The sequence below is a fragment of the Comamonas avium genome, assembly GCF_014836675.1.
GTDB lineage: Bacteria > Pseudomonadota > Gammaproteobacteria > Burkholderiales > Burkholderiaceae_C > Comamonas > Comamonas avium.
In genome coordinates, this window is sequence record NZ_JACSQK010000002.1 from 336,912 (window position 1) to 362,389 (window position 25,478).

General features: G+C 56.4%; 23 protein-coding genes. 11 read left to right on the forward strand and 12 right to left on the reverse strand.

Going from position 1 to position 25,478, the window contains the following annotated elements; all coding sequences use genetic code 11:
- Nucleotides 1–142: 142 nt before the first annotated feature.
- From radA to H9646_RS04160, 4 genes are all read left to right on the forward strand, one after another.
- On the forward strand, nt 143–1,528 hold the full coding sequence (gene radA / locus H9646_RS04145; RefSeq protein WP_191722074.1) for a DNA repair protein RadA: 1,386 nt from the start codon (nt 143–145) through the stop codon (nt 1,526–1,528).
- Nucleotides 1,529–1,629: 101 nt separating this feature from the next.
- Nucleotides 1,630–2,061 carry a glycerate kinase gene (locus H9646_RS04150; RefSeq protein WP_191722075.1) on the forward strand — a complete coding sequence of 144 codons (432 nt, stop codon included), beginning with the start codon at nt 1,630–1,632 and terminating at the stop codon, nt 2,059–2,061.
- Between the two features lie 113 nt (nt 2,062–2,174).
- Complete coding sequence (locus H9646_RS04155; protein WP_191722076.1) at nt 2,175–2,384, forward strand: zinc-finger domain-containing protein; 210 nt, start codon at nt 2,175–2,177, stop codon at nt 2,382–2,384.
- A 60-nt stretch (nt 2,385–2,444) separates the two neighbouring features.
- Nucleotides 2,445–3,530, forward strand: coding sequence for a glycosyltransferase (locus tag H9646_RS04160; protein WP_191722077.1), 1,086 nt, complete (start codon nt 2,445–2,447; stop codon nt 3,528–3,530).
- Nucleotides 3,531–3,567: 37 nt separating this feature from the next.
- Here the strand turns inward: H9646_RS04160 and H9646_RS04165 are convergent, their stop codons facing one another.
- Complete coding sequence (locus tag H9646_RS04165) at nt 3,568–4,458, reverse strand: glycosyltransferase family 25 protein (RefSeq protein WP_318244903.1); 891 nt, start codon at nt 4,456–4,458, stop codon at nt 3,568–3,570.
- On the opposite strand from H9646_RS04165, the gene H9646_RS04170 reads away from it, so the two are divergent.
- Both H9646_RS04170 and H9646_RS04175 read left to right on the forward strand, forming a co-directional pair.
- A complete protein-coding gene (locus tag H9646_RS04170) occupies nt 4,429–5,607 on the forward strand; it encodes an O-antigen ligase family protein (protein ID WP_191722078.1) in 1,179 nt (392 codons plus the stop codon). The two genes, H9646_RS04165 and H9646_RS04170, sit on opposite strands and share 30 nt — an antisense overlap.
- The gene (locus H9646_RS04175; RefSeq protein WP_191722079.1) at nt 5,594–6,244 is read left to right on the forward strand and encodes a YrbL family protein; all 651 of its coding nucleotides are present in this window, start codon (nt 5,594–5,596) and stop codon (nt 6,242–6,244) included. The genes H9646_RS04170 and H9646_RS04175 overlap by 14 nt, the downstream gene beginning before the upstream one ends.
- Before the next feature lie 75 nt (nt 6,245–6,319).
- On the opposite strand, the gene H9646_RS04180 is transcribed toward H9646_RS04175, so the two are convergent.
- Nucleotides 6,320–7,132, reverse strand: coding sequence for an exodeoxyribonuclease III (locus H9646_RS04180; protein WP_191722080.1), 813 nt, complete (start codon nt 7,130–7,132; stop codon nt 6,320–6,322).
- Here H9646_RS04180 and pyrE point away from each other — a divergent pair.
- On the forward strand, nt 7,131–7,829 hold the full coding sequence (gene pyrE / locus H9646_RS04185) for an orotate phosphoribosyltransferase (protein ID WP_191722081.1): 699 nt from the start codon (nt 7,131–7,133) through the stop codon (nt 7,827–7,829). The genes H9646_RS04180 and pyrE overlap by 2 nt on opposite strands.
- 13 nt (nt 7,830–7,842) lie before the next feature.
- A complete protein-coding gene (locus tag H9646_RS04190; protein WP_191722082.1) occupies nt 7,843–8,505 on the forward strand; it encodes a DUF4124 domain-containing protein in 663 nt (220 codons plus the stop codon).
- Nucleotides 8,506–8,574: 69 nt separating this feature from the next.
- Here the strand turns inward: H9646_RS04190 and H9646_RS04195 are convergent, their stop codons facing one another.
- Nucleotides 8,575–8,808 carry a hypothetical protein gene (locus H9646_RS04195; RefSeq protein WP_191722083.1) on the reverse strand — a complete coding sequence of 78 codons (234 nt, stop codon included), beginning with the start codon at nt 8,806–8,808 and terminating at the stop codon, nt 8,575–8,577.
- Between the two features lie 395 nt (nt 8,809–9,203).
- On the opposite strand from H9646_RS04195, the gene H9646_RS04200 reads away from it, so the two are divergent.
- From H9646_RS04200 to serA, 3 genes are all read left to right on the forward strand, one after another.
- Nucleotides 9,204–10,346: a GGDEF domain-containing protein gene (locus H9646_RS04200; RefSeq protein ID WP_191722084.1), complete on the forward strand. Its 1,143-nt coding sequence runs from the start codon at nt 9,204–9,206 to the stop codon at nt 10,344–10,346.
- Nucleotides 10,347–10,800: 454 nt separating this feature from the next.
- On the forward strand, nt 10,801–12,960 hold the full coding sequence (locus tag H9646_RS04205) for a methyl-accepting chemotaxis protein (protein ID WP_191722085.1): 2,160 nt from the start codon (nt 10,801–10,803) through the stop codon (nt 12,958–12,960).
- Between the two features lie 508 nt (nt 12,961–13,468).
- Nucleotides 13,469–14,701, forward strand: coding sequence for a phosphoglycerate dehydrogenase (gene serA, locus H9646_RS04210; protein ID WP_191722086.1), 1,233 nt, complete (start codon nt 13,469–13,471; stop codon nt 14,699–14,701).
- A gap of 86 nt (nt 14,702–14,787) precedes the next feature.
- Here serA and H9646_RS04215 read toward each other — a convergent pair whose 3' ends face one another.
- From H9646_RS04215 to gatA, 9 genes are all read right to left on the reverse strand, one after another.
- Entirely contained in the window at nt 14,788–15,318 is a 531-nt protein-coding gene (locus H9646_RS04215) for a GNAT family N-acetyltransferase (RefSeq protein ID WP_191722087.1), read from the reverse strand.
- A 213-nt stretch (nt 15,319–15,531) separates the two neighbouring features.
- Entirely contained in the window at nt 15,532–16,197 is a 666-nt protein-coding gene (locus tag H9646_RS04220) for a hypothetical protein (RefSeq protein ID WP_191722088.1), read from the reverse strand.
- A gap of 485 nt (nt 16,198–16,682) precedes the next feature.
- Nucleotides 16,683–17,618, reverse strand: a complete 936-nt coding sequence (gene pdxY, locus H9646_RS04225; RefSeq protein ID WP_225213976.1) for a pyridoxal kinase PdxY — start codon at nt 17,616–17,618, stop codon at nt 16,683–16,685.
- A 183-nt stretch (nt 17,619–17,801) separates the two neighbouring features.
- The gene (locus H9646_RS04230) at nt 17,802–18,662 is read right to left on the reverse strand and encodes a putative phage abortive infection protein (protein WP_191722089.1); all 861 of its coding nucleotides are present in this window, start codon (nt 18,660–18,662) and stop codon (nt 17,802–17,804) included.
- A gap of 305 nt (nt 18,663–18,967) precedes the next feature.
- The gene (locus tag H9646_RS04235) at nt 18,968–19,783 is read right to left on the reverse strand and encodes a DUF817 domain-containing protein (RefSeq protein ID WP_191722090.1); all 816 of its coding nucleotides are present in this window, start codon (nt 19,781–19,783) and stop codon (nt 18,968–18,970) included.
- A 218-nt stretch (nt 19,784–20,001) separates the two neighbouring features.
- The gene (locus H9646_RS04240) at nt 20,002–21,057 is read right to left on the reverse strand and encodes a metal-dependent hydrolase (RefSeq protein ID WP_191722091.1); all 1,056 of its coding nucleotides are present in this window, start codon (nt 21,055–21,057) and stop codon (nt 20,002–20,004) included.
- Between the two features lie 103 nt (nt 21,058–21,160).
- Nucleotides 21,161–22,012: a hypothetical protein gene (locus H9646_RS04245; RefSeq protein ID WP_191722092.1), complete on the reverse strand. Its 852-nt coding sequence runs from the start codon at nt 22,010–22,012 to the stop codon at nt 21,161–21,163.
- 406 nt (nt 22,013–22,418) lie between these two features.
- A complete protein-coding gene (gatB, locus tag H9646_RS04250) occupies nt 22,419–23,864 on the reverse strand; it encodes an Asp-tRNA(Asn)/Glu-tRNA(Gln) amidotransferase subunit GatB (RefSeq protein WP_191722093.1) in 1,446 nt (481 codons plus the stop codon).
- Between the two features lie 116 nt (nt 23,865–23,980).
- Nucleotides 23,981–25,471 carry an Asp-tRNA(Asn)/Glu-tRNA(Gln) amidotransferase subunit GatA gene (gatA, locus tag H9646_RS04255; protein WP_191722094.1) on the reverse strand — a complete coding sequence of 497 codons (1,491 nt, stop codon included), beginning with the start codon at nt 25,469–25,471 and terminating at the stop codon, nt 23,981–23,983.
- Nucleotides 25,472–25,478 lie beyond the last annotated feature (7 nt).

The following is a 25,478-nucleotide window of genomic DNA, read 5'->3' on the forward strand; positions in this document are numbered from 1 at the left end:
GAGAGCTACTAACGCTTGATATGTATAGTTTTCAAATGCTTTTATATTTGAAAACAAGTGCTATAAAGCGCTGGTAGCTCTTGTTTTATGGAATTTCACAGGCATTGGCAACGGTGACAAGCTGCACCGATATAGTCCTGCCATGGCCAAAGACAAAACCATTTACACCTGCAACGCATGCGGCGGCAGCACCCCGCGCTGGCTGGGCAAGTGCCCCAACTGCGGCGCGTGGAACAGCCTGATCGAAAGTGTGCCTGAGGCCGCATCGGGGGGTAAAAACCGCCTCAGCTCTCCACAGGGCTACGCAGGGTTGGCCAATGCACAACCGGTGACGCCCTTGTCCGCCATCGAAGCGCAAGACGTGGCCCGCACCCCCAGCGGCATTGAAGAGCTGGACCGTGTGCTGGGCGGCGGCGTGGTGGAAGGTGGCGTAGTGCTGATTGGTGGCGACCCCGGGATTGGCAAATCCACGCTGTTGCTGCAGGCCATGGATGCGCTGCACCGCGCTGGCTTGCCCACGCTGTATGTGACGGGCGAAGAAAGCGGCGCGCAGGTGGCGCTGCGTTCACGCCGGCTGGGCATTGATGGCAGTCAGGTAAATTTGCTGGCTGAGATTCAGCTCGAAAAGATTTTGGCTACGGTGGAGGCTACGCAGCCTGCCGTCGTGGTGATCGACTCCATCCAGACCACGTATTCCGACCAGCTCACCAGCGCCCCCGGTTCGGTCGCGCAGGTGCGCGAATGCGCTGCGCACTTGACGCGTATGGCCAAAAGCACGGGCGTGACCGTGATCTTGGTGGGCCACGTCACCAAAGAGGGCGCCTTGGCGGGCCCGCGCGTGCTGGAGCACATGGTCGATACCGTGCTGTACTTTGAGGGCGACACGCACAGCCCGCACCGCCTGATTCGCGCTATCAAAAACCGTTTTGGTGCCGTCAACGAGATTGGCGTGTTTGCCATGACCGAAAAGGGCCTGAAGGGCGTAAGCAACCCCAGCGCCATTTTCTTGAGCCAGCACTCAGAACCCGTGCCCGGCAGTTGCGTGATGGTGACGCTGGAGGGCACGCGCCCGCTGCTGGTCGAGATTCAAGCGCTGGTAGACAGCGCCGGCCCGGCAGCGCGCCGCTTGTCTGTGGGGCTGGACAAAGACCGACTGGCCATGCTGCTGGCGGTACTGAACCGCCATGCGGGCGTGGCCTGTGCGGACCAGGATGTGTTTGTGAACGCCGTGGGCGGCGTGCGCATCAATGAGCCAGCAGCCGATTTGGCCGTCATGCTGTCCATTACCTCCAGCCTGCGCGGCAAGCCTTTGCCCAAGGGCTTTTTTGCTTTTGGCGAAGTGGGCTTGGCGGGCGAAGTGCGACCCGCCCCCCGTGGGCAAGATCGCCTCAAAGAAGCTGCCAAGCTGGGCTTTACAGTGGCTGTCGTGCCCAAGGCCAATGTGCCAAAAAAAGCCATTCCTGGCTTGACCATCCACCCTGTTGAGCGCGTGGATGAAGCCATCAATGTGGTGCGCGCCATCAACTAAATGCTTGTGGACAAACATGTTTTTTGGTCAGCGGGTTGCTCAAAGCCAATATACGCACTGCCCGCAGGCGGCGGCTGGTGTGTCCATATGACAATACGCCCATGAATTTTCGCAACGTTGTAGTGCCCTTGGGGCTGGCGATCATGCTGTATGTCGCTTTTGATTCGATGGGATGGAAGGGCGTCGCCGCAATAGGCGGTGGCATCTTGATGTGGCTGCTGCTGCACTTCACCCGCTTGATGACCGTCATGCGGCGCGCCTCTCAGCGCCCGATTGGCTATGTGGGCAGTGCCGTGATGCTGAACGCCAAGCTCAAACCTAAAGTAAACCTGATGCACGTGGTGGCCATGACCCGCTCACTGGGCGTGCTCATGTCTGAGGAAGGCAAAGATCCTGAGATCTATCGCTGGACGGATGGGAGCGACTCCTACGTCACCTGCGAGTTTGTGCATGGCCGGTTGGTGAAGTGGGCGCTGGAGCGCCCCTCTAAATCTGAACCTACTATTGCGGACAGTAGTACAACGGCGGCCTGAGGCCTTTAAAATCTCTCACAACAGAGGTCCAGCCGGGTGTCGGCTGGCCTTGATTTAAAGTTCAAGCAGCCTGCATGTACGGGCTGCCTCCACCTGTGAGAGAGACGCCCACCATGAGCACTACTGCCGTTGTCGAACTGGCTGCCAAAGACCTGAACCAGCAAGGCGGTGTTTACTGCCCCAGCCCGAAGGCTGATATGAAGCTGTGGAACAGCCACCCCAAGGTCTACATCGATGTGGCCCACAGTGGTGAAGGCAAGTGCCCTTACTGCGGCACCACTTTCAAGCTGAAGGCCGGCGAGGTGTTTGCTGCAGGCCATTGATACGCGGCGTTGGCAACCCAAGGGCTTCCCTGCGAAGCCCTTCTTTTTTGAGGTCAGCGTATGCGCATTCTTCACTTCGTGACTGGCGGCTTTTCGGGGGCAACGCAAGTTGCTGTCGATCTTTGTATGGCAGCGAAAAACACGCCAGGCATGGAGGTCATGCTTGTTCTTCGACGCAAGCGCAATACAGATGCCCAGCGCGTTCAGGCGCTGCGTGACCAGGGCTTGACTGTGCAGGTGGTTTCTAACTGGCTGCACGCCATGACTGTTTGGGAGTTGCGCAAGCTGATCCGTGCGTGGAAGCCGGATGTGGTGTTTGCCCATGGTTTCAGCGACCACATATGGGGGCGCCAAGCAGCGGCTGCGGAAGGCGTGCCGCGCATTTTTCATGTGGAGCACAACGCTTATGAGCGCTACACGCCTCGCAGGCTGAAGCAGGCGTTGGCACTGTCCCCTTGGACGACAGCGCACATTGGTGTCTCTGAAGGGGTCAGGACACGGCTCATTGAGCTGGGTTTTCCAGCAGATAAATGCATGGCCATTCCGAATGGCATTGATTTGCGAAAGTTTCCGGAAACACTGCTTCCAGCTGACTGGTCTTCGCGGGAGCCTGCCATCTTGATGGCATCGCGTTTTGCGCGACAAAAAGACCATGCCAGCCTTGTTCAGGCTTTGCAGGTTCTGCGTAACCAAGGCCTCACCCCCAAGCTGTATTTGGCGGGTGGGGGGAGCAAGCGTTTGCGCCACAAGGTGGAAAGCTTGGTGGCCAAGCTGGGTCTGCAAGAGCAGGTGATTTTCTTGGGCAATGTCTCAGATTTGCCGCAGAGGCTGGCAGCCGTGCAGATCTTTGTTCTTTCGACGCATTGGGAAGGCATGCCACTGGCGCTGGTCGAAGGCATGGCCGCTGCGTGCGCCTGCATTACTTCCAATGTTCTCGGGGCAAAGGAAGCCTTGGTGCACGATGTCGATGGGTTGGTTGTGCCTCATGAAGATGTCCAAGAATTGGCTGCAGCATTGCAATTTTTGCTGCAAAACCCTTCAAGAGCGGAGCAACTGGGTCTTGCAGCGCGGGCCAAGGCGTTCCATGCCTATGGGCGCGAGCACATGTGGACCCAATACCAGGCGCTTTTGGCCGCTACCACGTAAGTGGTCTGCAATTTTTATTCTTCGACCGAAAAGACGATCAATGCTTTGGCAGCTTGGGCGAGCGTGACATTACGTTGCCTGTGAACAGCTGCACCTTCATCCATAACTTGCGAACGCGCTGTGTAGCGGATGTGCGCTCACGCTGTGCCCAGATGCTACTGACCTCGCTCAGTTCATCCAAACCCAGCACAGAAGGGTAGACGCCAAACACCTGCAAGCCGTTCTCAAACCAAAATCGGATATCTACATCTACCGGGCGGCCAAAGGGGACGCGGCTAGACAGTAACTTTTGGGCACCAGCACGGCTGATAACATAGCCCGCCGTGGAGCTGGGAACGCGTTGATATTGGATCAGTCTGTGCGTAGGTGTTAACTGGCGCTCTGCTTTTATTTTTTCTTTGGGTCGGCCAATCAGCTTGATCATGTCCCAGCCTTGTCCCAGCTGGGCAATCGCCTGGATGGCTGCTCCAAAGTCTGTGAGCAATTGAACGTCGTCTTCCAAGACCACCATCGCAGGTGCATCACTCTCTAGCAGTTGCTGCCATGCTTTGATGTGGCTGGCGTAGCAACCCTTTTCGCCGTTCACCAGCGGTTTGTAGTATTGCTTGGCGTTCAGTGCAGGGCTATACCAGCGTGCTTGTTCTTCTTCTGAGAGATTCGCCCACCAAACGGCATCGAGACGGCGGCCCTGCAAAGATAAAGCTTTAAACTGCTGCTGCAGCAGTTCTCTTCGCTCTGTGTCTCTGTCAAGATTGATAAAAAAAATAGGCAATTCCATGCGAGATTTTATGCATATTTTCGGCGTTGGAATTTCCTGAGAAAGTATTTGATGTTGGATTCTTATAAGTTTAAATCGAACATAGAAAAAAGTAGCATCTTTTTTTTGGTTTTGGCATTCTTGTTTTTGCCATTTTCGTTGGCCGCGCACAATGCATCGCTGGCGCTCACTGTATTAACTGCTCTGCTTAGTGGATCAGTTTGGAGAAAAAGAGATTCTTTGTGGAGAGAGCCCTTGGTGTGGGCGTTGCTGGCCTTGTTCTTTTGGGTGTGTGTTGGTTCTATTTATAGTCTTTCCACATGGGACGACGCGCTTGGAACAAATTTCAATAAATATTCAAAATTGTTTTTTGGCGTATTTTTGATAGCAATTCTTCTGAACAAAAGAGCTAGGGAATATGCGTTTTTTGCATTTCCTGTAGGTATGTTTTTTGTGTTGATTTCTACCTATTTGAATATATGGTTTGAAGTGCCTTGGTCGGTGACCAAGAACCAAGGATGGGGAGTGGATCATACGGTTTTTGGTAATTACATTACACAAAACATAATGATGTCTTTTTTTGCATTGCAGGGAATATTCTTTATATTTACTAATGAGATTCGGTGGAGAAAATGGTTTTGGATTATTGTCACAGGGTTGGCAATTATTTCAATAATGTATTTGTCTAGTGGGCGCACAGGTTATGTTGTACTGCTTGCTGGAATTATTTTGTATATTGTTTTTGCTCTTCCAAAGAAATGGTCTTGGTTGGGTGTGATCGCTATCGTGCTTGCCAGTCTTGTTGCGTTTAGTACTTCATCACGAGTGCAAGAACGTTATGAATTGGCTATTAGCGAAACCCAGTTGATTTTCGAGCAAAATAGTCGAGGAGAGCTACCAACTTTTTCAAGTATTGGGGCTCGTTGGTATATGTGGATGAAGTCTCTAGAGCTGGTGCAAGAGCGACCTATTCTAGGCTGGGGCTTGGGGAGTCATGGAATTAAGTGGTGTGAGAAAGCACCTGAGCCAGTCTGGTGTCAGGTGGGAGATACAACGCCTCACAATCAATTCATTTTCTTTGCTGTCGAACTTGGAATAGTTGGTTTGATTTTATTTTTACTACTTATCTCTACGCTTTGTTGGGCGGGTTGGCAAGGTGGGAAATATAGGCCGTTAATGATGGGGTTTATTGCTATATTTTTAGTGGATAGTATGGTGAATGCATCTCTTTGGAATGCTAGAGAATATAATTTCTTCATATTGATGATGTGCTTGCTTTATACGATGATTCGTTTTAAAGATAAAAATGAAATCAACTGATCAATTTTTTGAGCTGAATGATCTTGAAAAAATAGGTCAAGGCACCATTAAGAATGTTTATCAGCACCCGTTCTGCGAAGAGAAAATAATAAAGGTTATTAAACCGGAATTAGTGGCTGATGATGGTGGCTTTTTGAAGCACGGTAAAATAAAAAGAAATTTATACCAAGGCATTTATCGCCAGTTTCGTCGCGAAATTTTGCAATATCTACAACTTTGCAAGAATCATTACAGGGAAAATAATTATATTTTCCCTGTAGAAATTCCTTATGGACTGGTGGCAACTTCTTCGGGTTTAGGCCTGGTGACCGAAAAAATCTCGGCGGAGGACGGAAAGGGCTGGACGCTTGAGGACCTGGCCAAAGGCCCAGGCCTGCAAGAAAAGCATCAGAGGGCATTGGCCCAATTCTTTGATGATTGTGTGCGTCTGCATATTGTTTTTGGAGAGGTGAACTACGCAGGCTTGATGTACACAGAAAGGCGTAGCGGCCGTCCCGAGTTTGTGTTGGTCGACGGGGTTGGGGAAAAGCTGCTGATACCGATTCGAGCCATGTCTGCCTCCATCAGTGGACGTTATGTGCGTCAAGTCCAGCACAAAATTCAGCAGCAATTAAATGCAATCGCCGTAGAAAAATAAAAAGAGCCGCAGGTGCGGCTCGATTCGGATACGAAATTTCTGTGCATTACTGCGTTGGCTTCATCGGCGGCACACTCACAGCTTCATCTCATACCCTATCGTCACTGGAGCATGGTCCGAGAATTTCTGGCCTTTATAGATGGACTCTGAGCGCGCAAGCGCTGCAATAGCAGGTGTTGCCAGGTGGTAGTCCAAGCGCCACCCCACGTTGTTGGCATAGGCTTGGCCACGGTTGCTCCACCATGTGTAGCACTCATCGGTGGTGTCGGGCTGCAGGCAGCGGTAGACGTCTTGGAGACCACCCATGTCGTTGGCCGCCAGCAGCATGTCCATCCAGGCACGTTCTTCTGGGGTGAAACCGCTGTTCTTTTGGTTGCTGCGCCAGTTTTTCAGATCTTCCTTGCGGTGAGCGATATTGATATCACCGCACAGTACAAATTCACGCTCACCTTTCATGCGCATCAAATGCGTATGCATTTTGGCAAGAAAGCGAAATTTGGCGCACTGACGCTCCTCCCCTGATGAGCCACTGGGGAAGTAGCTACTGATGATGGAAAACTTGCGCTGTGGCGTATCAAAGCGGGCTTCCACATAACGGCCTTCCGCATCAAATTCCTCGGGGTCAAAGCCGACAACCACGTCGCTGGGCTCATGGCGACTGTAGATGCCGACTCCGGAGTAGCCCTTCTTTTGTGCAAAATGAAAGATGCCGCGCATTCCGGCCAGGCTGTCAAATTTACCTTCTATATCCGCAGCCTGCGCCTTCACCTCCTGCACGCAAATACAATCCGGGCCAGTGGCCGCAATCCATTCCTCCACACCTTTGGATGCGGCAGAGCGGATGCCGTTGAGGTTGAGGCTGGTCAATTTGAAAAGGGAAGAATCCATGTCAATCAATAACGCGCAACAAGACCAAAACAATCGTCTGGCGCAAGAGTTTGTGCAGTTTGCCGTAGACGCAGGGGTGCTGCGTTTTGGCGAATTCAAGACCAAGGCTGGGCGTATGAGCCCTTATTTCTTTAACGCTGGCTTGTTCGATGACGGAGCCAAGATGGCCCGCTTGGCGGAATTTTATGCAAAAGCCATTGTGGCCAGCGGCATGGAGTTCGATATGGTCTTTGGGCCTGCCTACAAAGGTATTCCGCTGGCTGCGACTGTGGCAGTCGAGCTGGCCCGCCTGGGTAGAAACGTTCCCTTTGCATACAACCGCAAAGAAGCCAAGGACCATGGGGAGGGCGGCACTTTGGTGGGGGCTCCCATTCAAGGCCGTGTGCTCATCATCGACGATGTGATGAGTGCAGGCACGGCGGCGCGCGAGTCTATTGCCTTGATCAAGGCTGCGGGGGCTACGCCACACGCCGTGGCAATTGCACTAGACCGCCAAGAGAAAGCCACAGAGAATGGCAAAGACGTTGATCACAGCGCAGTGCAATATGTGCGTAACCAACTGGGCCTGCAAGTTTGCAACATTGCTAATTTGGCAGATTTGCTGGCGTATTTGGGATCGCGGGGGGGTGAAGGCGAGATGGAGCAGCACCACAAAAGTGTGCTGGCATACCGCCAACGCTATGGAGTGAACGACTAAAAAATATTACGGCATGCGGTTGGCATCACACATTAGGTCTTTTGTCCTTTGCAAGATTGCGCTGGCCGTATTGGCGATCTCGCAGCCGTCATATGCCGCTGGCATCTACACGTGTGTGGATGCCTCGGGGCTGCGCATCACCGCGGACCGTCCGATTGCCCAGTGTGCTGACCGTGAGCAGCGTGTCCTGGGGCCCACAGGCATTGAGCGCAGTCGTGTCGGCCCGGCAATGTCCGAAGTAGAAATGTCGCAGCGCTTGGAGCAGCGGCGCAATGAGCTGCAGATGCAGCAGCGCGTGCAAGAGCAGCGCCGTCGCGATGCCGTGTTGCTCACCCGCTATCCGCGTCGTGAAAGTCATGATGTTGCGCGGCGTGATGCCCTGATACAAGTGCAAGAACAAAAGGTTCTGGCTCAGGCTCGAATGCAAGAGTTGGTGCAGGAAAAGCGAAAACTCCAGCAAGAGCTGGAGTTTTACGGCAACGATCACTCCAAGCTGCCTGCGCGTCTGCGTATTGCCGTGCAGGATGTAGAGGACGCTCAGCAGGAGCAGCGCGCACTGATGGATGAACAAAACGGACAAGTGCAGCGTGTTCACAAGCGCTTTGATGCAGAGCTGTTGCGACTGCAGCCTTTGTGGCAATCGCAGGAACCCGCATCTTCTGCCGCATCTCAGTAGCCCCAATTGCGCCAGCAGGCGCAAAAAGCACGTACTGTGACGTGCTGAGAAATCAGGTTTTTCGGATTGCTACAGTGCTTGCCATACCGTATCTCCCCCTGCACTAGAGGGTTGCGGTGCGATACCTAGTAACGCTGCATGGCGATGCAAAAGTCCATCAAAGTGCTGGACGTCGCTGTCACTCACGCTGTTTTCACCCCGGTGATAGTCCGTTGCGACTTGTGAGGTCGTAAAGCTCATTGCTCCAAACTGCTGAACTGCATTGCGCAGTTTGTCGAGATTGACGGTGGCCTGTGTGGTCATGGCAGCTCCTCAAAAGATGGATACAAAGCGTACGCCGTGAATGTGGCACGGCTTGCGATGCTTCACAAGGGTGCAGACGACAGCATTTGGGTGGTATTTCTTGCCATCGTGCCTTCACTCAATGCACGGTCATGCGGCAAGCCAGCCATCTGGGTGACGTGGATATCTACAGACAGTTACTGTGCTCAATTGCTGATGGTCTGTTGAGTGAACCATTGCCACAGCTCAGAAATTTACGGAATCGATTGTCAGAACTTGTCCGAAATGCAGTGTTTGCGCTTTTGTCTGGCGTTGGTTTTCGCCGTGCAGGTGTAGGCTGGTGTAACAGCGGTATTGAAATACAAATATGCCTGTCTGGGTGCAATGGTCGTGCCCGTATTTTTCTCCAGAGTCTGATGGCCCCTATCTATTTGCCTTTTGCAGCGTCCATCTTGCTGGCGCTGATGGCTGCCATAAGCGGCATCGTCTGGCATTACCACCGCAAGCACCTTAACTTGCTCTGTTTAGCTGGTGGCTTGCTGCTGGCCGGATGTGCCCAAGCTGTCTATGCGCTGTGGGGAGCACAGGCGGGCTGGGGGGAGCATGTGCACATGGGCTTACTCAGTGGCGCAGCGGCTGTGGCTGTGGCGCAGTCTGTCGCCATGCGCTTTGGGCGGCGTGTGCAAGTGATCTGGGTCGCTGCGGGCGCAGGGGTAATGGCGGTGGGTGCGTGGTACTTCATGCTGATCAGCCCTTCTGCACACGGCCACTGGGTTGTGGCTGCACTGGGGCTGGCATTGATCCTAGGTCATGTTCTGCCTGTGACGTGGAGTTTGGCTTCGCGCCACCGAATGGAGCGCATGCTGCTGCTGGTTTACACCGCCATCAGCGCGCTGGTGCTGTGCAGTCCGTGGCTGAATGCCGAGGCCATATCTAGCCAGGTTGCTGCGTGGATGTGGAGTCTCCTTATTCCTCTGAGTGGGGGCTTGCTGGTGGCCGCAATGGTGGGCTGCACGCTGACTGATGGCCTGCCCGTGCTGTGCACAGGCCTTGACCGTGATGCGTTGACGGGCCTGCTCAGCCGCCGCGCATTTGATGCCGTGTGCGGCAGCCACCCCGCGACACAGCAAATCAGTGTGCTGGTTCTGTGCGATCTGGATAATTTCCAGCGCATCAACAACCAGTTTGGCACTACCGTTGGCAACGAGGTGTTGCGCAGCTTTGCCCAGTTGCTGCAGTCCAGCGTTCGCGAAGGCGATCATGTGGCGCGCATCGGCGGTGAAGAGTTTGGAATGGCTTTGCGTGACATCGACATGGACAACGCTCAGGCACTGATACAGCGCATTACCCACAGCATGCGTCAGCAAAGCTGGGGCGGCACGGTTGCGAATGGGGAGCAACTGACAGCGAGCTTTGGGCTGGCCATGGTCAGAGAGAACGATTCTTTGCAACAGGGTTTGCATCGTGCGGATGTCTTGCTGTGCCAGGCCAAGGATGCGGGCAGTAACCGCGTGGGTGTGGAGGCAGTCGCGGCAGGCTCTGCACCCAGTTTTGGATAGCGTTCGAAGCCATATAGATAAACGATTGAAGCCAGTTTTCACTCCTTAAGGCATTGCATACATGCGATGCCTTTTTTGTTGGTGCTGCTTTCCCTGGGTTACCGCGCACAGTGGCGCGCAGCGTGTGCTTTGGGGCATCGCTATGTGCGTCGCCGCACCAAAAAAGGGCAGATGGCCGGTGTTAGGACTGGCGCTCATGCAATCAAGCAAATCGCAAGGCGGGCATTCCAGCGGGCATGCAAACACTGCCTGTATATAAAGCAACATTTGGTTACCGCTTGATTTTCATCAATTCGGCAAGGGCAGAGGATCGCTACGCTCCAGCCATGATCCATCAAGCTAGCGCTTGATCCGCATGCATCCGCACAGATGCATGCGCTGGGAATGCCGCAGCGCGGTATCCACACTTGTGCAAAAGCAACAGCGGCCCAAAAGCCGTGAAGGAGATGCCCCGATGCATATCGGTCAACGTTTTTGGCGCAACCAGGGTTTGGGTGCCAAGCTGGCAATTACCAATTTTGTCTGGGTGGCTGCCATTTTGGGCCTGCTGGTTTTAGGCATCGCGTGGGGCGTTAGTCAGTCGCTGCAATCCAAAATGCAAAGTGAAATGCAGCAAGGCATTCAAATGCTGCACCGCTTTATCGAGTCCAGTGACAAAGACCTGCGCCAGCGTACGCAGTTCTTAGCCAACAGCCTGGCAGACAGCCTGAAGGGGCAGCTCAGTCTGGACAGCAGCGGCACTGAGCCTTTGCTCAGCCTGGATGGTGAGTTGCTCAACGGCAATGACGTCCGCATTCAGACCTTCACACGCAGCACTGGGGCTGTGGCCACTGTGTTTGCGGCACAGGGCAGCGCAGACTTTCTGCGCATTGCTACCACGCTGAAAAGTGATCAGGGCGAAACTGCAGTAGGCACCCTGCTGGATCGAACCCACCCAGCCTACACAGCCATTCAGGCCGGTGAAAGCTACATGGGGCTGGCTAATCTGTTTGGCCGCCAGTACATGACGCACTACCGACCACTGAAAGATGCAGGTGGAAAAACCGTGGGCATCGTCTTTGTGGGTCAGGATTTTTCAGAACTGCTGGATAACCTCAAAGCCTCTATCCGGGCTTTGAAGGTAGGTCAGAGCGGTTACTACTTCGTGCTTCGCGCAGACAACGGCCCGCAGCGCGGTCAGCTGGTGGTGCATCCTGCACAAGAAGGCGGCAACATCTTGGAGTCCAAGGACAGCAATGGTCACTTGTTCATCCGAGAAATGCTGGATCTAAAGCAGGGTGCTATCCGCTATCCCTGGATCAACCCGGGAGAAAGCGCTGCCCGCGACAAGCTGGCCGTATTTGGCCACTATGCCCCGTGGAACTGGGTGTTTGCCTCCAGCGCATACACCGATGAATTTACGGCTGAAACGCAGTCCCTCATTGTCAAGTTCGCGGCCATGGGGCTGGGCGCTGTGCTGGTGTTGGCTGCTGTGTGGTTCTGGCTAATTCGCCGCATGATCGTGCGTCCACTCAATGAAGCCAGCCGCATGGCTGATGCCATTGCTGAAGGCGACCTCACCGTGCAAATACACAGTGACCGCAAAGACGAGATTGGCCATCTGCTGGAAGCCATGAACAACACCAGTGCAGGTCTGACCCGCGTGGTGCGCTCCGTCAATGAGCAAGCCCACAGCGTGGCGCTTGCCAGTGCAGAAATTGCACAGGCCAATCAAGACCTGGCCACACGCACCGAAAGCGAAGCCAGCGCGCTGGAAGAAACTGCAGCGGCCATGGAAGAGCTAGGTTCGACCGTGGCGCACAACGCCGACCATGCCCAGTCTGCAGACCATCGCACACGCGAAGCCCAGCGCGTGGTCACCGAAGGGGGTGAGGCTGTGCGCAAAGTCGTGCACACCATGCAGGGCATTGATGCCAGCAGCAAGAAGATCGCCGACATCATCGGTGTCATTGATGGCATTGCCTTTCAGACCAATATCCTGGCATTGAATGCAGCGGTCGAAGCCGCACGTGCTGGAGAGCATGGCCGAGGCTTTGCCGTGGTGGCCAGTGAGGTGCGTGCATTGGCTGGCCGCAGCGCTGATGCTGCCAAGGAGATCAAGCAGCTCATCAGCCACAGCGTGGCTGAAATCCACGAAGGCAACATCCAGGCCGCCCACGCGGGTGAAACCATGGAGCAAGCCATCACGGAAATTCAGAAGGTCACCCAGCTCATCACCGATATCAGCCATGCCAGCGGCGAACAAAGCAACGGTGTGGCACAGGTGGCAGAAGCTGTGACTCATATGGACCAGACCACACAGAAAAACGCTGCCCTTGTAGAGGAAATGGCGGGCTCTACCGAAGGTCTGCGCAAGCAAGCTGATGAACTGGTGCATGCCGTCTCCATCTTCCGTCTGCAAGGCGGCAGCGTGAACCCATTGCGCAGCCCTGTGCTGGCCACTCGAGCAGCAGCCAGCGCACCCTCAAAACCGGCGGTCGCTGCGAGCAAGCCTGGCATGCCCAAGGCACCTGCCTTGGCTCCGAGTAGTACAGCATCTGCTGTGGTGCAACCTGCGAGCAAGCCAAAGGTGGCCGCTACGACGGGCGCAGAGGACGACTGGGAAACGTTCTAAGACTTGCGGAAATCACCTTGAACGCGCGTCGTTGCCTGGCCCTGGCACACGCCGGTACTGCCTGCAGCTTCGCGCCCCGTCGTCACCGAAAATCTTGAAATTTGCAGGGGCGTGCCAGCCGCTCTGAGGTGGCTGCAGCGTTCGGCGCCAATGCGGTGCCTTCGCAGGGTGATCAGGCAATGCCTTGTGCGTGGTTCACGCGCAGGGTACTGTTTTTGGAAAAAGCACCTGTGGTGGTGATGGATAAGGCGTTGATTGCTCTTGTTTCTGAGTTATCAGGCGCAAACACGCAAGTACGTAATCCGTCCATCGGGTGTCGCTGTGCTGCGTGCGCAAGCACTGTCTGCAGGCGTATCAGGCTGGGCTGCCCCTGTAGCCTTTCAGCGGGCATCTTCTTGTGTCCAAGGCCAATGCACGGACGCAGCTACACCATACGCGGAGCACCTACCCGGCGTAGCACTACCCAGAATCCGCTGTAATGGCGACATCACATAACGGGAGCCCTGTCATGACAAGCAAGACGTCGCTGGACAAGTCGAAAATCAAATTCCTGCTGCTGGAAGGTATCCACCCCAGTGCACTGCAAGTGCTGCAGCGTGCGGGCTACACGAATGTGGAGACGGTATCTGGCGCTTTGGATGCCGAAGCGTTGCAGCAAAAGATTGCCGATGTCCACTTTGTGGGCATCCGCTCGCGCACCCAGCTGACTGAAGCTATTTTTCAGGCCGCACCTAAGCTGGTCGGCGTGGGGTGCTTTTGCATCGGTACCAATCAGGTTGACCTGAATGCGGCACGTGAGCGCGGCGTGGTGGTGTTCAACGCACCATACTCCAACACCCGCTCCGTGGCCGAGCTGGTGCTGGGCGAAGCTATCTTGCTGCTGCGTGGCATTCCAGCCAAAAATGCGGCAGCACACCGTGGTGGGTGGCTCAAAACGGCTGACAACGCCTTTGAAATTCGCGGCAAAACGCTGGGCATTGTGGGCTATGGCTCCATCGGCACCCAGCTGTCGGTGCTGGCGGAATCTTTGGGCATGCAGGTGGTGTTCCATGACGTGGTCACCAAGCTGCCGCTGGGCAATGCCCGTCAGGCCGCATCACTGCAAGAGCTGCTGTCTGTCAGCGATATTGTCAGTCTGCATGTGCCAGAGCTGCCGTCCACCCACGGCATGGTGGGCGCGGCACAGATTGCGGCCATGAAGCAGGGCAGCATTTTGATCAATGCATCGCGCGGCACCGTGGTTGATATTGACGCCTTGGCCAGCGCGCTGACAGCAGGCCAGCTGCTGGGGGCTGCCATCGACGTTTTCCCCGTAGAGCCCAAGAGCAACAAGGACGAGTTTCAGTCGGTGCTGCGCGGCATGGACAACGTCATCCTCACACCACACATTGGCGGCTCGACCATGGAGGCGCAGGCCAACATCGGCTTGGAAGTGGCTGAAAAACTGGTCAAGTACAGCGACAACGGCACCACCACATCGGCGGTGAATTTTCCGGAAGTGGCGCTGCCTGAGCACCCCGGTCACAACCGTATCCTGCACGTACACCAGAATCGCCCGGGCGTGCTGATGGCCATCAACCAGGTGTTTGCCGACAACGGTATCAACGTGGCCGGGCAATACCTGCGTACCGACGAAAAAGTTGGCTATGTGGTGATTGATGTGGACACCCAGTCCTCGGCACTGGCACTGGAAAAGCTGTCTCAGATCGCTGGGACCATCCGCTGCCGCGTGCTGTTCTAAGCGCATCAACTGATGCTCACCCCCAGCACCCGAGGTGGTGGGGGGCTTTACAGATCGTCAGAGCCAGGTTGCAGTGCCTGGCTAATTTATGCCCTGGCAGTGGTGGGTGCCTGGGCGTGGGCTTCAAAGTACAGCAGATCAAACCATTGGCGGTGCAGCTCCAGGCTGGAGCGGGAGTGGCCAAACTGGTGAAAACCATTTTTCACCAGTACGCGGATAGACGCTGGATTCTCGGGGCGTGCCGTGGCTTCCAGCCGTTTAAGGCCGTGGATGTGAAAAGCCTTTTGCATCACTGCCTGCACAGCGTCGCTGGCCAGCCCTTGGCCGCTGTGCGTAGGTGCAATGCGGTAACCCAGACTGGCACTTTGAAAATGTGCGCGCCGCACTTGTGTGAGATTGATGCGACCGGCCAGTTCACCGCCTAGCCAGATCAGGTAGTGAAACGCCTGATCTGCTGCTTGCTGCAGCAGCGCGGTCTGCAGGGCCTGATCAAAGCCCTCGGGCGTGTAAAACGTTTCAGGGCGGGCGTTGATCCAGCTTTCAAAGTACTGACGGTGGGTGGTCTCAAAGACCCAGAGAGCCTGGGCATCTTGTTCGCGGAGAAGGGTCAGTTCCACTTATAGCCTCCTGGTGCTGTAAACCTGATTGTGGGCTGAGAGCAAGGGCGCAGCAAGAGGGTGCGAGCAGGCAGCGAAAGTGACCAGAAAATGCTTGCTGCCTCATCGCATTGCCCGCCGAGATTGCAGGTGCACCCAGCGGGCATGCATGGGGCTGACATGCCCGCTGGTGTTCTGTCTCAGGCCAGCATGGCCAGGGGCATTAAAGGGGCTTCAAAGCGCTTCAAACATCTGATCCACGGGCTCGCGCGCGAAATCATTGCGCCATGCTTCGTTCTTGTCTTTAGGCACCATGCTGACCCCGAATGTGCCCTGGTATGTAAAGTTGAGCGGAATGGCATAGCCCGCTTGCAGTTGCTTCAGTCCGCTGAGGTTGTCTGCAAGAGTGCCCTTGGTGCGTACCAGGCGCTGAATGCCTTCGACCCAGGTTTCAGGCGCTTTGACCAGTGCGCACTCAAACTTCACGTTGGCGGTCAACACATCCTGGTCCATTGCCGGCTTGTCGGACTCCAGCACCTTGCATTCGGACTTCTGGCGGGCCTGCTGCACGGTAGCCATCAGCGCGGTCAAGGGGGCGCCCAATGCTTGCTGCTGTTCTGCCGGGAACAGCTTTTGCGCCATCTTGGCGACTTCACCGGGGAACTCCTCGTCGGCCTTTTTCAGGTCTGCAGCATTGGCATAGTCTGCGCTGCGGCCAGAGCGCAGGCGGTCTGCGCGCAGGTAATCATTCAATTGCTGAATGGCTTGCTCGTCATGGTTCACCAGCGTTTTGAGGTACAGGTCCACCGCCACAGCTGGTGATGGTGGCTCTGCGGCATGCGATGCCACGGCGAAGGGGATGGCCAGCAAAGCTACGGCGCTTTGTACAAATTTATTCATGGAGACGGGTACAAAAATAGGGCGGGGACATTGTGCGGTGAGCAAGGTGCACACGCACGTTCAGCATGCTGAGAGCGGGTTGGATGCAAGGCGTGAAACCGCAATCAGCATAGACAGACAAGGCCAGGCAATATCGCGCCGCAGCGCGTGCCTGCGACACTGGATTGGCGCGGAGCACCAATCCTTTAGGCCGAAAAAATCAACCGGGGGCAATAGCCTAAGTCAGGACATGGGCTCGTGCCCCCGCATCGGATGATTCGTCAGAAGTGTAACAATCCGGCTTTCCTGCGAAGCTGACGAAACGCTGAATGCGTCGATCGGTGGTTGTCAGGCTGCCCGCAAAAGCGGTGAACTGACAACCGTCAACTGGAAAGTCGGGGGGCCGCAAAAAACGCAGGAGATATGCGTGAAACCAAACCTTTGCCCGGAGACACACCGCGCTGCTTTCTTGAAAAGAACTTTGCAGCGCAGCGCTGCTGGTCATGTCAGCGCAATTGCCGCGCCGCAAATAAGGTTTGCGGGTTTACGTAGCTGTTCTGGGCCTGCACCAGTTGCAGCTCCCGGGCACCGGCGGTGTGCGTGTGCTGCAGCAGCTCAAACATGCTGGCTGTGGTGCGTTCCAGCGCCAGCTGGGCTGCGCCGCTGCGGCCAAAGTGCTGGCTGTAGTGGGCGGTAAACAGTGCGGCGGTTACATCGCCCGAACCATTGGCCTTGAACGGCAGGTGGGGTGTAGCCACCAGCCAAGCGCCCGTGGCATCGGCGGCCAGCATTTCGATGGTGCCGGCCTGAGCATCTGGGCGGTGCACGCTGGTCACCAGCACGGCACGCGGGCCCATGGCCATCACGGCATCGACCGCTGCCAAAGTCTCATCCAGAGAGCTCACTGGCATGCCCGCCAGATAGCCCAGCTCAAACTGGTTGGGTGTCACCAGATCGGCTGCGGGCACGACGCGCTCGCGCAGCAGCACGGGGATTGCGGGGTTCACAAAGCAGCCGGACTTGGCATTGCCCATGACCGGGTCACAGGTGTAGGTCGCGTGTGGGTTGAGTGCTTTGACGCGTGCCACGGTGTCCAAAATGGCATCGGCAATATCAGCGCCGCCCTGGTAGCCACTGAGCACCACATCCACCTTGGCCAGCGCGCCGCGCTGCTCCATGGCGTGCACGATGGCGCTGACTTCGCTGGCCGCAATGGGTGACCCGCCCCATGCGCCGTAGCCCGTGTGGTTGGAAAAATTGACGGTGTATACCGGCCACACCTCATGTCCCAGCCGTTGCAGCGGGAACACTGCAGCCGAATTGCCAACATGGCCATAAGAAACGTGGGACTGGATGGAGAGAATATTCATAGCGCTAGGCAGTGGCAGCACAGGGTCTGCGCGGCAATCAAATGCAATGCCGCTGATAGTAGCGCTGCGCATGTGGTGCTGCATTGAGCTAGCTGAAAACGGTGACAGTTAGTGCGTCAAATCATGGTTGACGACCCGCCCTGCCTGCCAGGGTGGGGGATGTGCTTGCGGGTGCTGTGCGGATGGCTGCCTTGGCCTTTGCCACCGGCGTGGCAAGCGACAGAGGGGCTCATTTCTGAACAGAACTCTGCAGTCTTAAGCCGCCGTCACCGATTGCAGTTGTGGGAAAAACTGCGTATATCCCGCCACAAACTTCTGGTGCTTGGTGGCATGCAGGTCCAGCTCTTCGAGCAGCTCGTACTTTTCAATCAGCTGTTTGAAAGCAAAAAACGCGTTCTTTGTGTTGTTGGTGGCGGCGTACATGGCAATGGCCTCAAAAGCCTCCTGGTTGATGATGGCCTTGAGGATGTTGGCGTAGAACATGTGGTCGGTGTGCGAGTCCTGCGGAAACTTCTGGTCTATGAACTTGAGCATTTCAAACAAGATGGATATGAAGTGGTCAATCTCGCTGTGGTCGGCCATCAGCACCATGCGCGCCTCTTCCAGCGTAGGCTGGCTGCGCGCCTGTGCCATCAGCAACTGCAAGGGGCTGCCTGCAGGCGTGTCGCCTTCGGCATCGTGGTGTTCGTTGATTTTTTCAAACGTGGTGTTGAACAGCTTGAGCAGCGAGAAGAAGGTGTTCTCAAATGCATCCAGCCGCTGCGCCCGGATCTGCTCGGTGAACAGGCGCACATTGCTCTCGGCAGCCACCGTGGATTTCTTCAGCTCATCCATCGTGGCGGTCAGTTCTCGCCGCTGCAGGCGCAAGGTGAACAGCAGGGCCAGAAACGAGAAAAAACTCAAGATGGGGTTGAGCACACCGCCTAAAAAGTCGCCCGACAGCCCCAGCGCCTCAGCACGGCTCATGCCCTCGCCGTTGTTGGCCCCTTCCAGCCAGGTCAGGTAGTTGCTCTCAAAATCGACATAGGTCTTGATGTAGAACCATGCCGTGCAAGCCAGCAAAAAGACGGCAATGAATTCGAGCAAGTGGATTTCTTGCCATGCTTTTTTGAACATATTCCCGGAGCCTCCAAGCCTGTGCGGGACAGTGTAAATGTTGGGGCTGGCGATCCGCTAAAGGATTGTCTGGCCGGGGTGCAAAGTTGCGGGTTTGCTGAGGCTTAAAGTAAATCCCTCTTTCAGCGCAGGCGGTTGAAGCGCAGACAGCTTTTTTTGATGGCTGTGCGGGCGAGCCAGCCCATCGGTAGCCAGTCTCTGTACAGCCAGCGCAAACCATCTGGGTGCTTGAAAGGAACGTTGCAGTGCATCCATGCACCACATTCAAAGTTTGCGCCGCGAGTGGTCAAGACCACTGCGTCGCTTCAGTGGGGTACATGGATCTTGGCCTTGATGTGCTTGAGGTTGGCCACGATGGTGAAGGTCATCACCACCAGCATGGACCACGAGCTCCACTTGCCCACGTGCACGGCCGACCAGGCACCCAGCTGATTGGGGTAGCTCCAGACCCCGGCGAAGGTGGAGATGTTTTCGGCCAGCCAGATAAAGAAGCCGATCAGCACAAAAGCCAGCAGCAGTGGCATGTGGCGGTCGCGGTCCAGCGGGCGAAAGGTCACGGTGGTGCGTGCGTACAGGCCCAGCGCGCAGGCGGCCAGATACCAGCGGTAGTCGCCAATGTAGTGGTGGGTGAAGAAGTTGGCGTAGATCAGCACGGCGATCAGCGCTGCCATCCAGTGCGGCGGGTGGTGCTGGATGCGCAGATCAAACAGGCGCCACGCCTGGATGATGTAACTGCCCACCGCGGCGTACATGAAGCCTGAGAACAGCGGCACGCCCCACAGCTTGGTGTAGGCAAAGTCGGGGTAGGCCCAGGACTTGATGCCGCTGGAGGTCTTGAACACCTCCAGTGCAAAACCCACGATGTGGAACAGGCAGATGGCTTTGAGCTCATCCCAGGTCTCCAGTCTGGTTGCCACCATGGCCACCTGAATGGCCAGCGCCGCCAGCAGCAGCACGTCGTAGCGCGGCATGCCCAGCACACCGCCGCGTGGCACGGCGAACACGGCCAGAAAGAACAGTCCCACAAACAGGCAACTGCGCGCCTCCTTGATGCCAAACCACAGAAACTCCAGCCCCACCCGCTGCAGCCCACGCGGCTGCCAGTGGCGCGACGGGTGCATTAAAAACTCATCCAGTCTGTTCAGGGAAGCCAGCGTGCTGGTGCTGGCAGTGGTTGAGCTCGGCGGGGGCGTGGCGGACATGCGAGAGGGCGAGCGCGGTGGCGCTGGTGGAGCGGGGTTGGGATAAGCGCGAGTATGCCTTCAGGATGCTGCTGACGCTTTTGCAGCAAGCGTGGGTGGCTCAATTTTCAGAAAACGCTCACCACACAGCGGCTAACTCAGTGCTCCACCATCGCTGCAGACAATCGCAGATCACGGCCCAGCATGCGCTCGATCAGGGCGGGCAGGCTAAAGCCGGAGGACAGTACGGCGCTCACCTTGCGCGGCTGGGTCAGCCCGGCATCCAGCTGTTCGGGCGTGCCCAGGTCAAACACAAAGCTGTAGCTTGGCTCCTGGCCCATGCGCAGGTCGGTCAGCAGCACGCGCCCTTCGTGCACCTGCATGCGGATGGGGCCTTGGGTAAAGCGCTGCATGGCCTGCACGGCGGGTACGCTAGCCCAGCGTTGCAGGTACGCGCTGCCGCGTTCTGTGGCGCTCAGGGGGATGTGATGCCCCTGATCGAGCAGGCTGTAAAAGCCCTCGTAGCTGTGTGTGGGCGTAATGGCCAGCACCCGCCACAGCACGGTGTTGAACGGCGTGGCATAGACAAACAGCTGGGCTTGCTGCACGTTGGGCACACCTTGCTCGGCCAGCGCATGCTGGGCCACGGTGCGCACATGGTGCTGTGCGCCCACGCTCCACAGCAGGTAGCAGCAACTGAAGGCCAGCGCCCAGCGGTTGGGGCCTTGCCAGTCCATCCCGCGCCGCGCGCGCAGGCCGGACAGCAGCAGGCCCAGCAGCAGCGGCAGCGTGTAGAGCGGATCGATGATGAACACGCTGCCCACGGCAAAGGCGTGGTCGGTAAAGGGCTGCATGAACTGCGTGCCATAGCTGGTCATGGCGTCAATGCCCACATGCGTGAGCAGCGCCAGCAGCCAGGCCAGTGTCCAGCGCGCCGTCAAATTCGGTGCATCCGCTGGGGCTTTGCGGTCGACCAGCTTGTGCGTCAGCCAGCCCAACAGCGGAGCGGCCAGCGTCACAAAGAACAGTGCATGCGACTCGGCCCGGTGGCGCACCATGTTCAGCAGATCGTTGCCATGGTCAATCAGCACATCCAGATCGGGCAGCGTGCCTGCTACAGCGCCAACAAGAGCAGCTTTGGTAAAGCCAGTGCGCCTGCCCATGACGGCGCAAGTGACGCTGGCGCCGAGCACGGCTTGGGTCAGAGAGTCCATGTGGTGGTGGTTCTTGCGAGAAAGTGATGCGGTGAAGGCCGGTGTGGGGGAGCAGGCCAGGCCCGTATTAGGGGAGCCGCAAGAGGGAAAGTTCTATTCAAACTCAAGGCCGCTGCCTCATCCATGCTTCATGCTCTTGGTTGAGGCTTTCTTGCGTGGCTTTTAAGAGTCTGTTCATACTGGTGTGAATATGTTCCACAGGTTCTGAGTGTGCGAGCGCATTTCTGTATTTGCGTAGTTGCCCCAGCATTTGGGCGGTTGTGTTTTTTATAATTCCAGATGCGTGAAGGTGCTTTAGATTTAATCGTGAGCTACCGTTTTTATTATTTTTATCAGAAAATCCAGCGTCATTGATGATGTTTCTTGCAAGTTCTTCGAGCGCATGATATTCCTTTAGGAATTGACTCGTCGGCATAAACGCATAATTATCTTCTGCTTTGTTATTTTCGTTCTCTTGATTTTCTATTTTATTTATTATTTTATTGCTGGTCTTTTCAATCGATGTGGGGTCGATAATATTTATGATGAATAGAAAATTAGATATGATGGTGGCGATTGCAAAAGAATTAGCCAAAGATACGGTGATTGTGGATAGGTTGTCGAAGTGAGGTTCGATCTTGTTGTGCAAGAACAAGGTAGAGATGCAAAAGAAAATACTTAGAAAAACCAGGATAGACAATGTTTTTAAGGCGCTGAACTGCTCCTTGTCGCTTTCCTCAATGATTTCGTGAAGCGTGGGGTCGTTGGAGGCCTTGCTGTGTTGGTTGCCAATAAAAAATATATACCCAGTTATTGTCAGGCCATAAATGGCACCCAGGGTTTGAGGCAGTAATGAGTATAGATATAAAATCTTATTTTCATTGAGCTGCTGATAGATTTCACGATTGAATAGAATCGATACCAAAGATAAAATGAATATTGAAAATAGTAAAAAATAGTCTGTTTTTTTATTCATGGTACTTCTCTTAAATAGAAAAAATGAATGGTTACAAGTTGGTGAATGCCGGTGTTTTTCAACGCCTTTAACCTGCGCTCAGGCGCATGCATGCATCGCCACCTAACTTGTCGCAACTGCCCGAGCCTAGCCTAGTCAGCGCGTAGCGTGTTTTGCGGCACCAGCCCGGGGGCTGGTGCCTCAGGTCGTTGGAATGCAGCAGGGCGAGTTGGGTGGCCGGCTTGCCGCGCGATCAGCGGCCTCTGCCAGCAAACGCCCAGCAGGGACTGAAAAATAGTGAAATCAGCCAATCACACCAATCACACCAAGCGCAGAAAGCTATAAAAATAAATAAAACAGCAATAAAAAAGCCTCCCGAAGGAGGCTTTGTCTTTCGCGACAAAAACGCCGCAACAAGCTGCCAGCGTTAAGCCAGCTTGGCTTTCAGTACTTCATTGACCTGAGCCGGGTTGGCCTTGCCCTTAGAGGCCTTCATCACCTGACCGACCAGGGCGTTGAACGCCTTGTCCTTGCCCGCCCGGTATTGCTCAACGTTGCCGGGGTTGGCGGCAATCACCTCGTCAATGATGGCCTCCAGCGCGCCGGTGTCGTTCATTTGTTTGAGGCCCTTGGCCTCGATGACTGCATCAATGTCAGAGCCTTCGCCCGTCCACAGCGCCTCAAACACCTGCTTGGCGGCGTTGTTGGAGATGGTGCCGTCCGAGATGCGGGCAATCATGGCGGCCAGCTGTTCGCTGGTGACCTTGACGGCGTCCATGCCGATTTCTTCGGTGTTCAGGCGGCGCGAGATCTCGCCCATCACCCAGTTGCTGGCCAGTTTGGCCTGACCGCAGGCCTTGGCGGTGCGCTCAAAGTAGGCGGCCATGTCTTGCGACTGGGTCAGCGTGGTGGCGTCGTACTCGGGCAGGCCGTAGCTTTCAACAAAGCGGGCGGCCATGGCGCGGGGCAGCTCGGGCATGGCTGCCTTCACTTCCTGCACCCAGCTGTCGGCCACTACCAGGGGTGGCAGATCGGGATCGGGGAAGTAGCGGTAGTCAGCGGCGTCTTCCTTGGTGCGCATGGCGCGGGTCTCGCCCGTGTCGGGGTTGAAGAGTACGGTGGCTTGCTGGATGCTGTAGCCGTCTTCGATCTGGTCAATCTGCCAGCGAATTTCGTAGTCGATGGCGATCTGCATGTTCTTGAACGAGTTCAAGTTCTTGATTTCGCGGCGCGTGCCCAGCGGTGCACCGGGCTTGCGCACGGACACGTTGGCGTCGCAGCGGAAGCTGCCTTCTTGCATGTTGCCGTCGCAGATGCCAATCCAGGTGACGATTTTGTGCAGCTCTTTGGCGTAGGCCACGGCTTCTTCGGTCGAGCGCATGTCCGGCTCGGTCACGATCTCCAGCAGGGGCGTGCCCGCGCGGTTCAGGTCAATGCCGGACTCGGTGGGGAACTGGTCGTGCACGGACTTGCCCGCGTCTTCTTCCAGGTGGGCGCGCACCAGGCGCACGGTGTGGGGCTTGTCGCCCACGTAGAAGCTGACTTCACCGCCTTGCACCACGGGAATCTCGAACTGCGAGATCTGGTAGCCCTTGGGCAGATCGGGGTAGAAGTAGTTTTTGCGCGCAAAAATGCTGCGCGGCGCAATGGTCGAGCCCAGCGCCAGACCAAGCTTGATGGCGCATGCCACTGCCTGCTGGTTCATCACGGGCAGGGTGCCGGGCAGGGCCAGATCTACCGCGCAGGCCTGGGTGTTGGGCTCGGCGCCAAAGGCGGTACTGGCGCGGCTGAAGATCTTGCTGTTTGTGGCCAGCTGGGTATGGGTTTCAAAGCCGATAACGACTTCGTAGCCCTGAATCAGTTTCGCAGTCATGTGCTGTATGTCCTAGCTGCTGTTAATTAGTGAGCTGTCAGCGCTTATGTATGCTGGTTTTCAAAGTGTTTTGTATTTGAAAACCTTATGGCACAAGCGCTGATAGCTATCAGTTCTTAAATGCCTGCGGGGCGCTGCAAGTGAAAGTCGGTCGCTTGCTGGAAGCGGTGCGCGGCGTTGAGCAGCTTGCCTTCGCTGAAGTAGTTGCCAATCAGCTGCAGCCCCACAGGCATGCCAGCGTCACCAAAGCCTGCGGGCAGGCTCAGGCCGGGCAGGCCCGCCAGCGATGCGGGCAGGGTGAAGATGTCAGCCAGATAGTTGCTCACCGGATCAGACTTGCCGCCAATGGCCCACGCCGTGGTGGGGGCTGCGGGGCCGGCGATGACGTCGCAGTCCTTGAACGCGGTCTGGAAGTCGTCGGCAATCATGCGGCGAATGCGCTGCGCCTGCAGGTAGTAGGCGTCGTAGTAGCCCTCAGACAGTACATAGGCACCAATCATGATGCGGCGCTTGACCTCGTCGCCAAAGCCTTCGGCGCGGGTCTTTTTGTACATGTCGTTCAGGTCGGCATACTTTTGCGCGCGGTGACCGAACTTCACGCCGTCAAAGCGCGACAGGTTGGACGAGGCCTCTGCGGGCGCAAGGATGTAGTACACGGGCACGGACAGCTCGGTGCGTGGCAGCGTGATGGGCACCAGCTTGGCACCCAGCTTTTCGTATTCCTTGAGCGATGCATCCACGGCGGCGCGCACGTCGGCAGACAAACCGTCACCAAAAAACTCGGCAGGCACGCCAATGCGCAGGCCTTCAATGCTGTCGTTGAGCTGGGCAGTGAAGTCCTCTGCTGGCACGTCAAGGCTGGTGGAGTCGCGGTCCAGATCTGGGCCGCACATCTCGCTCAGCAAGAGGGCACAGTCCTCGGCGCTGCGGCCCATGGGGCCTGCCTGGTCCAGGCTGGAGGCAAACGCGATCATGCCGTAGCGGCTGGCGCGGCCATAGGTGGGCTTGATGCCGGTAATGCCGCAAAACGATGCGGGCTGGCGGATCGAGCCGCCGGTGTCAGTGCCGGTGACCGCAGGGGCCAGACGGGCTGCCACGGCAGCGGCGGAGCCGCCCGAGGAGCCACCGGGCACGCGCTCGATGTTCCATGGGTTGCGCACGGGCTGGGCCGCGTCAAAGCCCACGGGGGCGATGGCCGAGTTTTCGTTGGCGCCGCCCATGGCGAATTCGTCGCAATTGAGCTTGCCCAGCGTGACCGCGCCGGACGCGGTCAGCTTGGTCACCACCGTTGCATCAAAGGGCGACTGGTAGCCCTTGAGCATTTTGGAGGCTGCGGTGGTGGGGAAGTCCTTGGTCACAAAGATGTCTTTGTGCGCAATTGGCACGCCGGCCAGACGGCCGCCCTTGCCTTGGGCAATCAGCGCGTCTGCAGCCCTGGCCTGAGCCAGGGTGGTGTCTTCGTGGATGGCTACAAAAGCGCCCAGATGCTTGTGCTGCTTGGCGCGGGCCAGAAAGTGTTGCGCGGCTTCAACGGCGGAAATTTCTTTGCTCTTGAGCTGGGCAGCCAGTTCGGCCACGCCCAGTTGGTGCAGTTCGGTATTGCTCATGTGTATT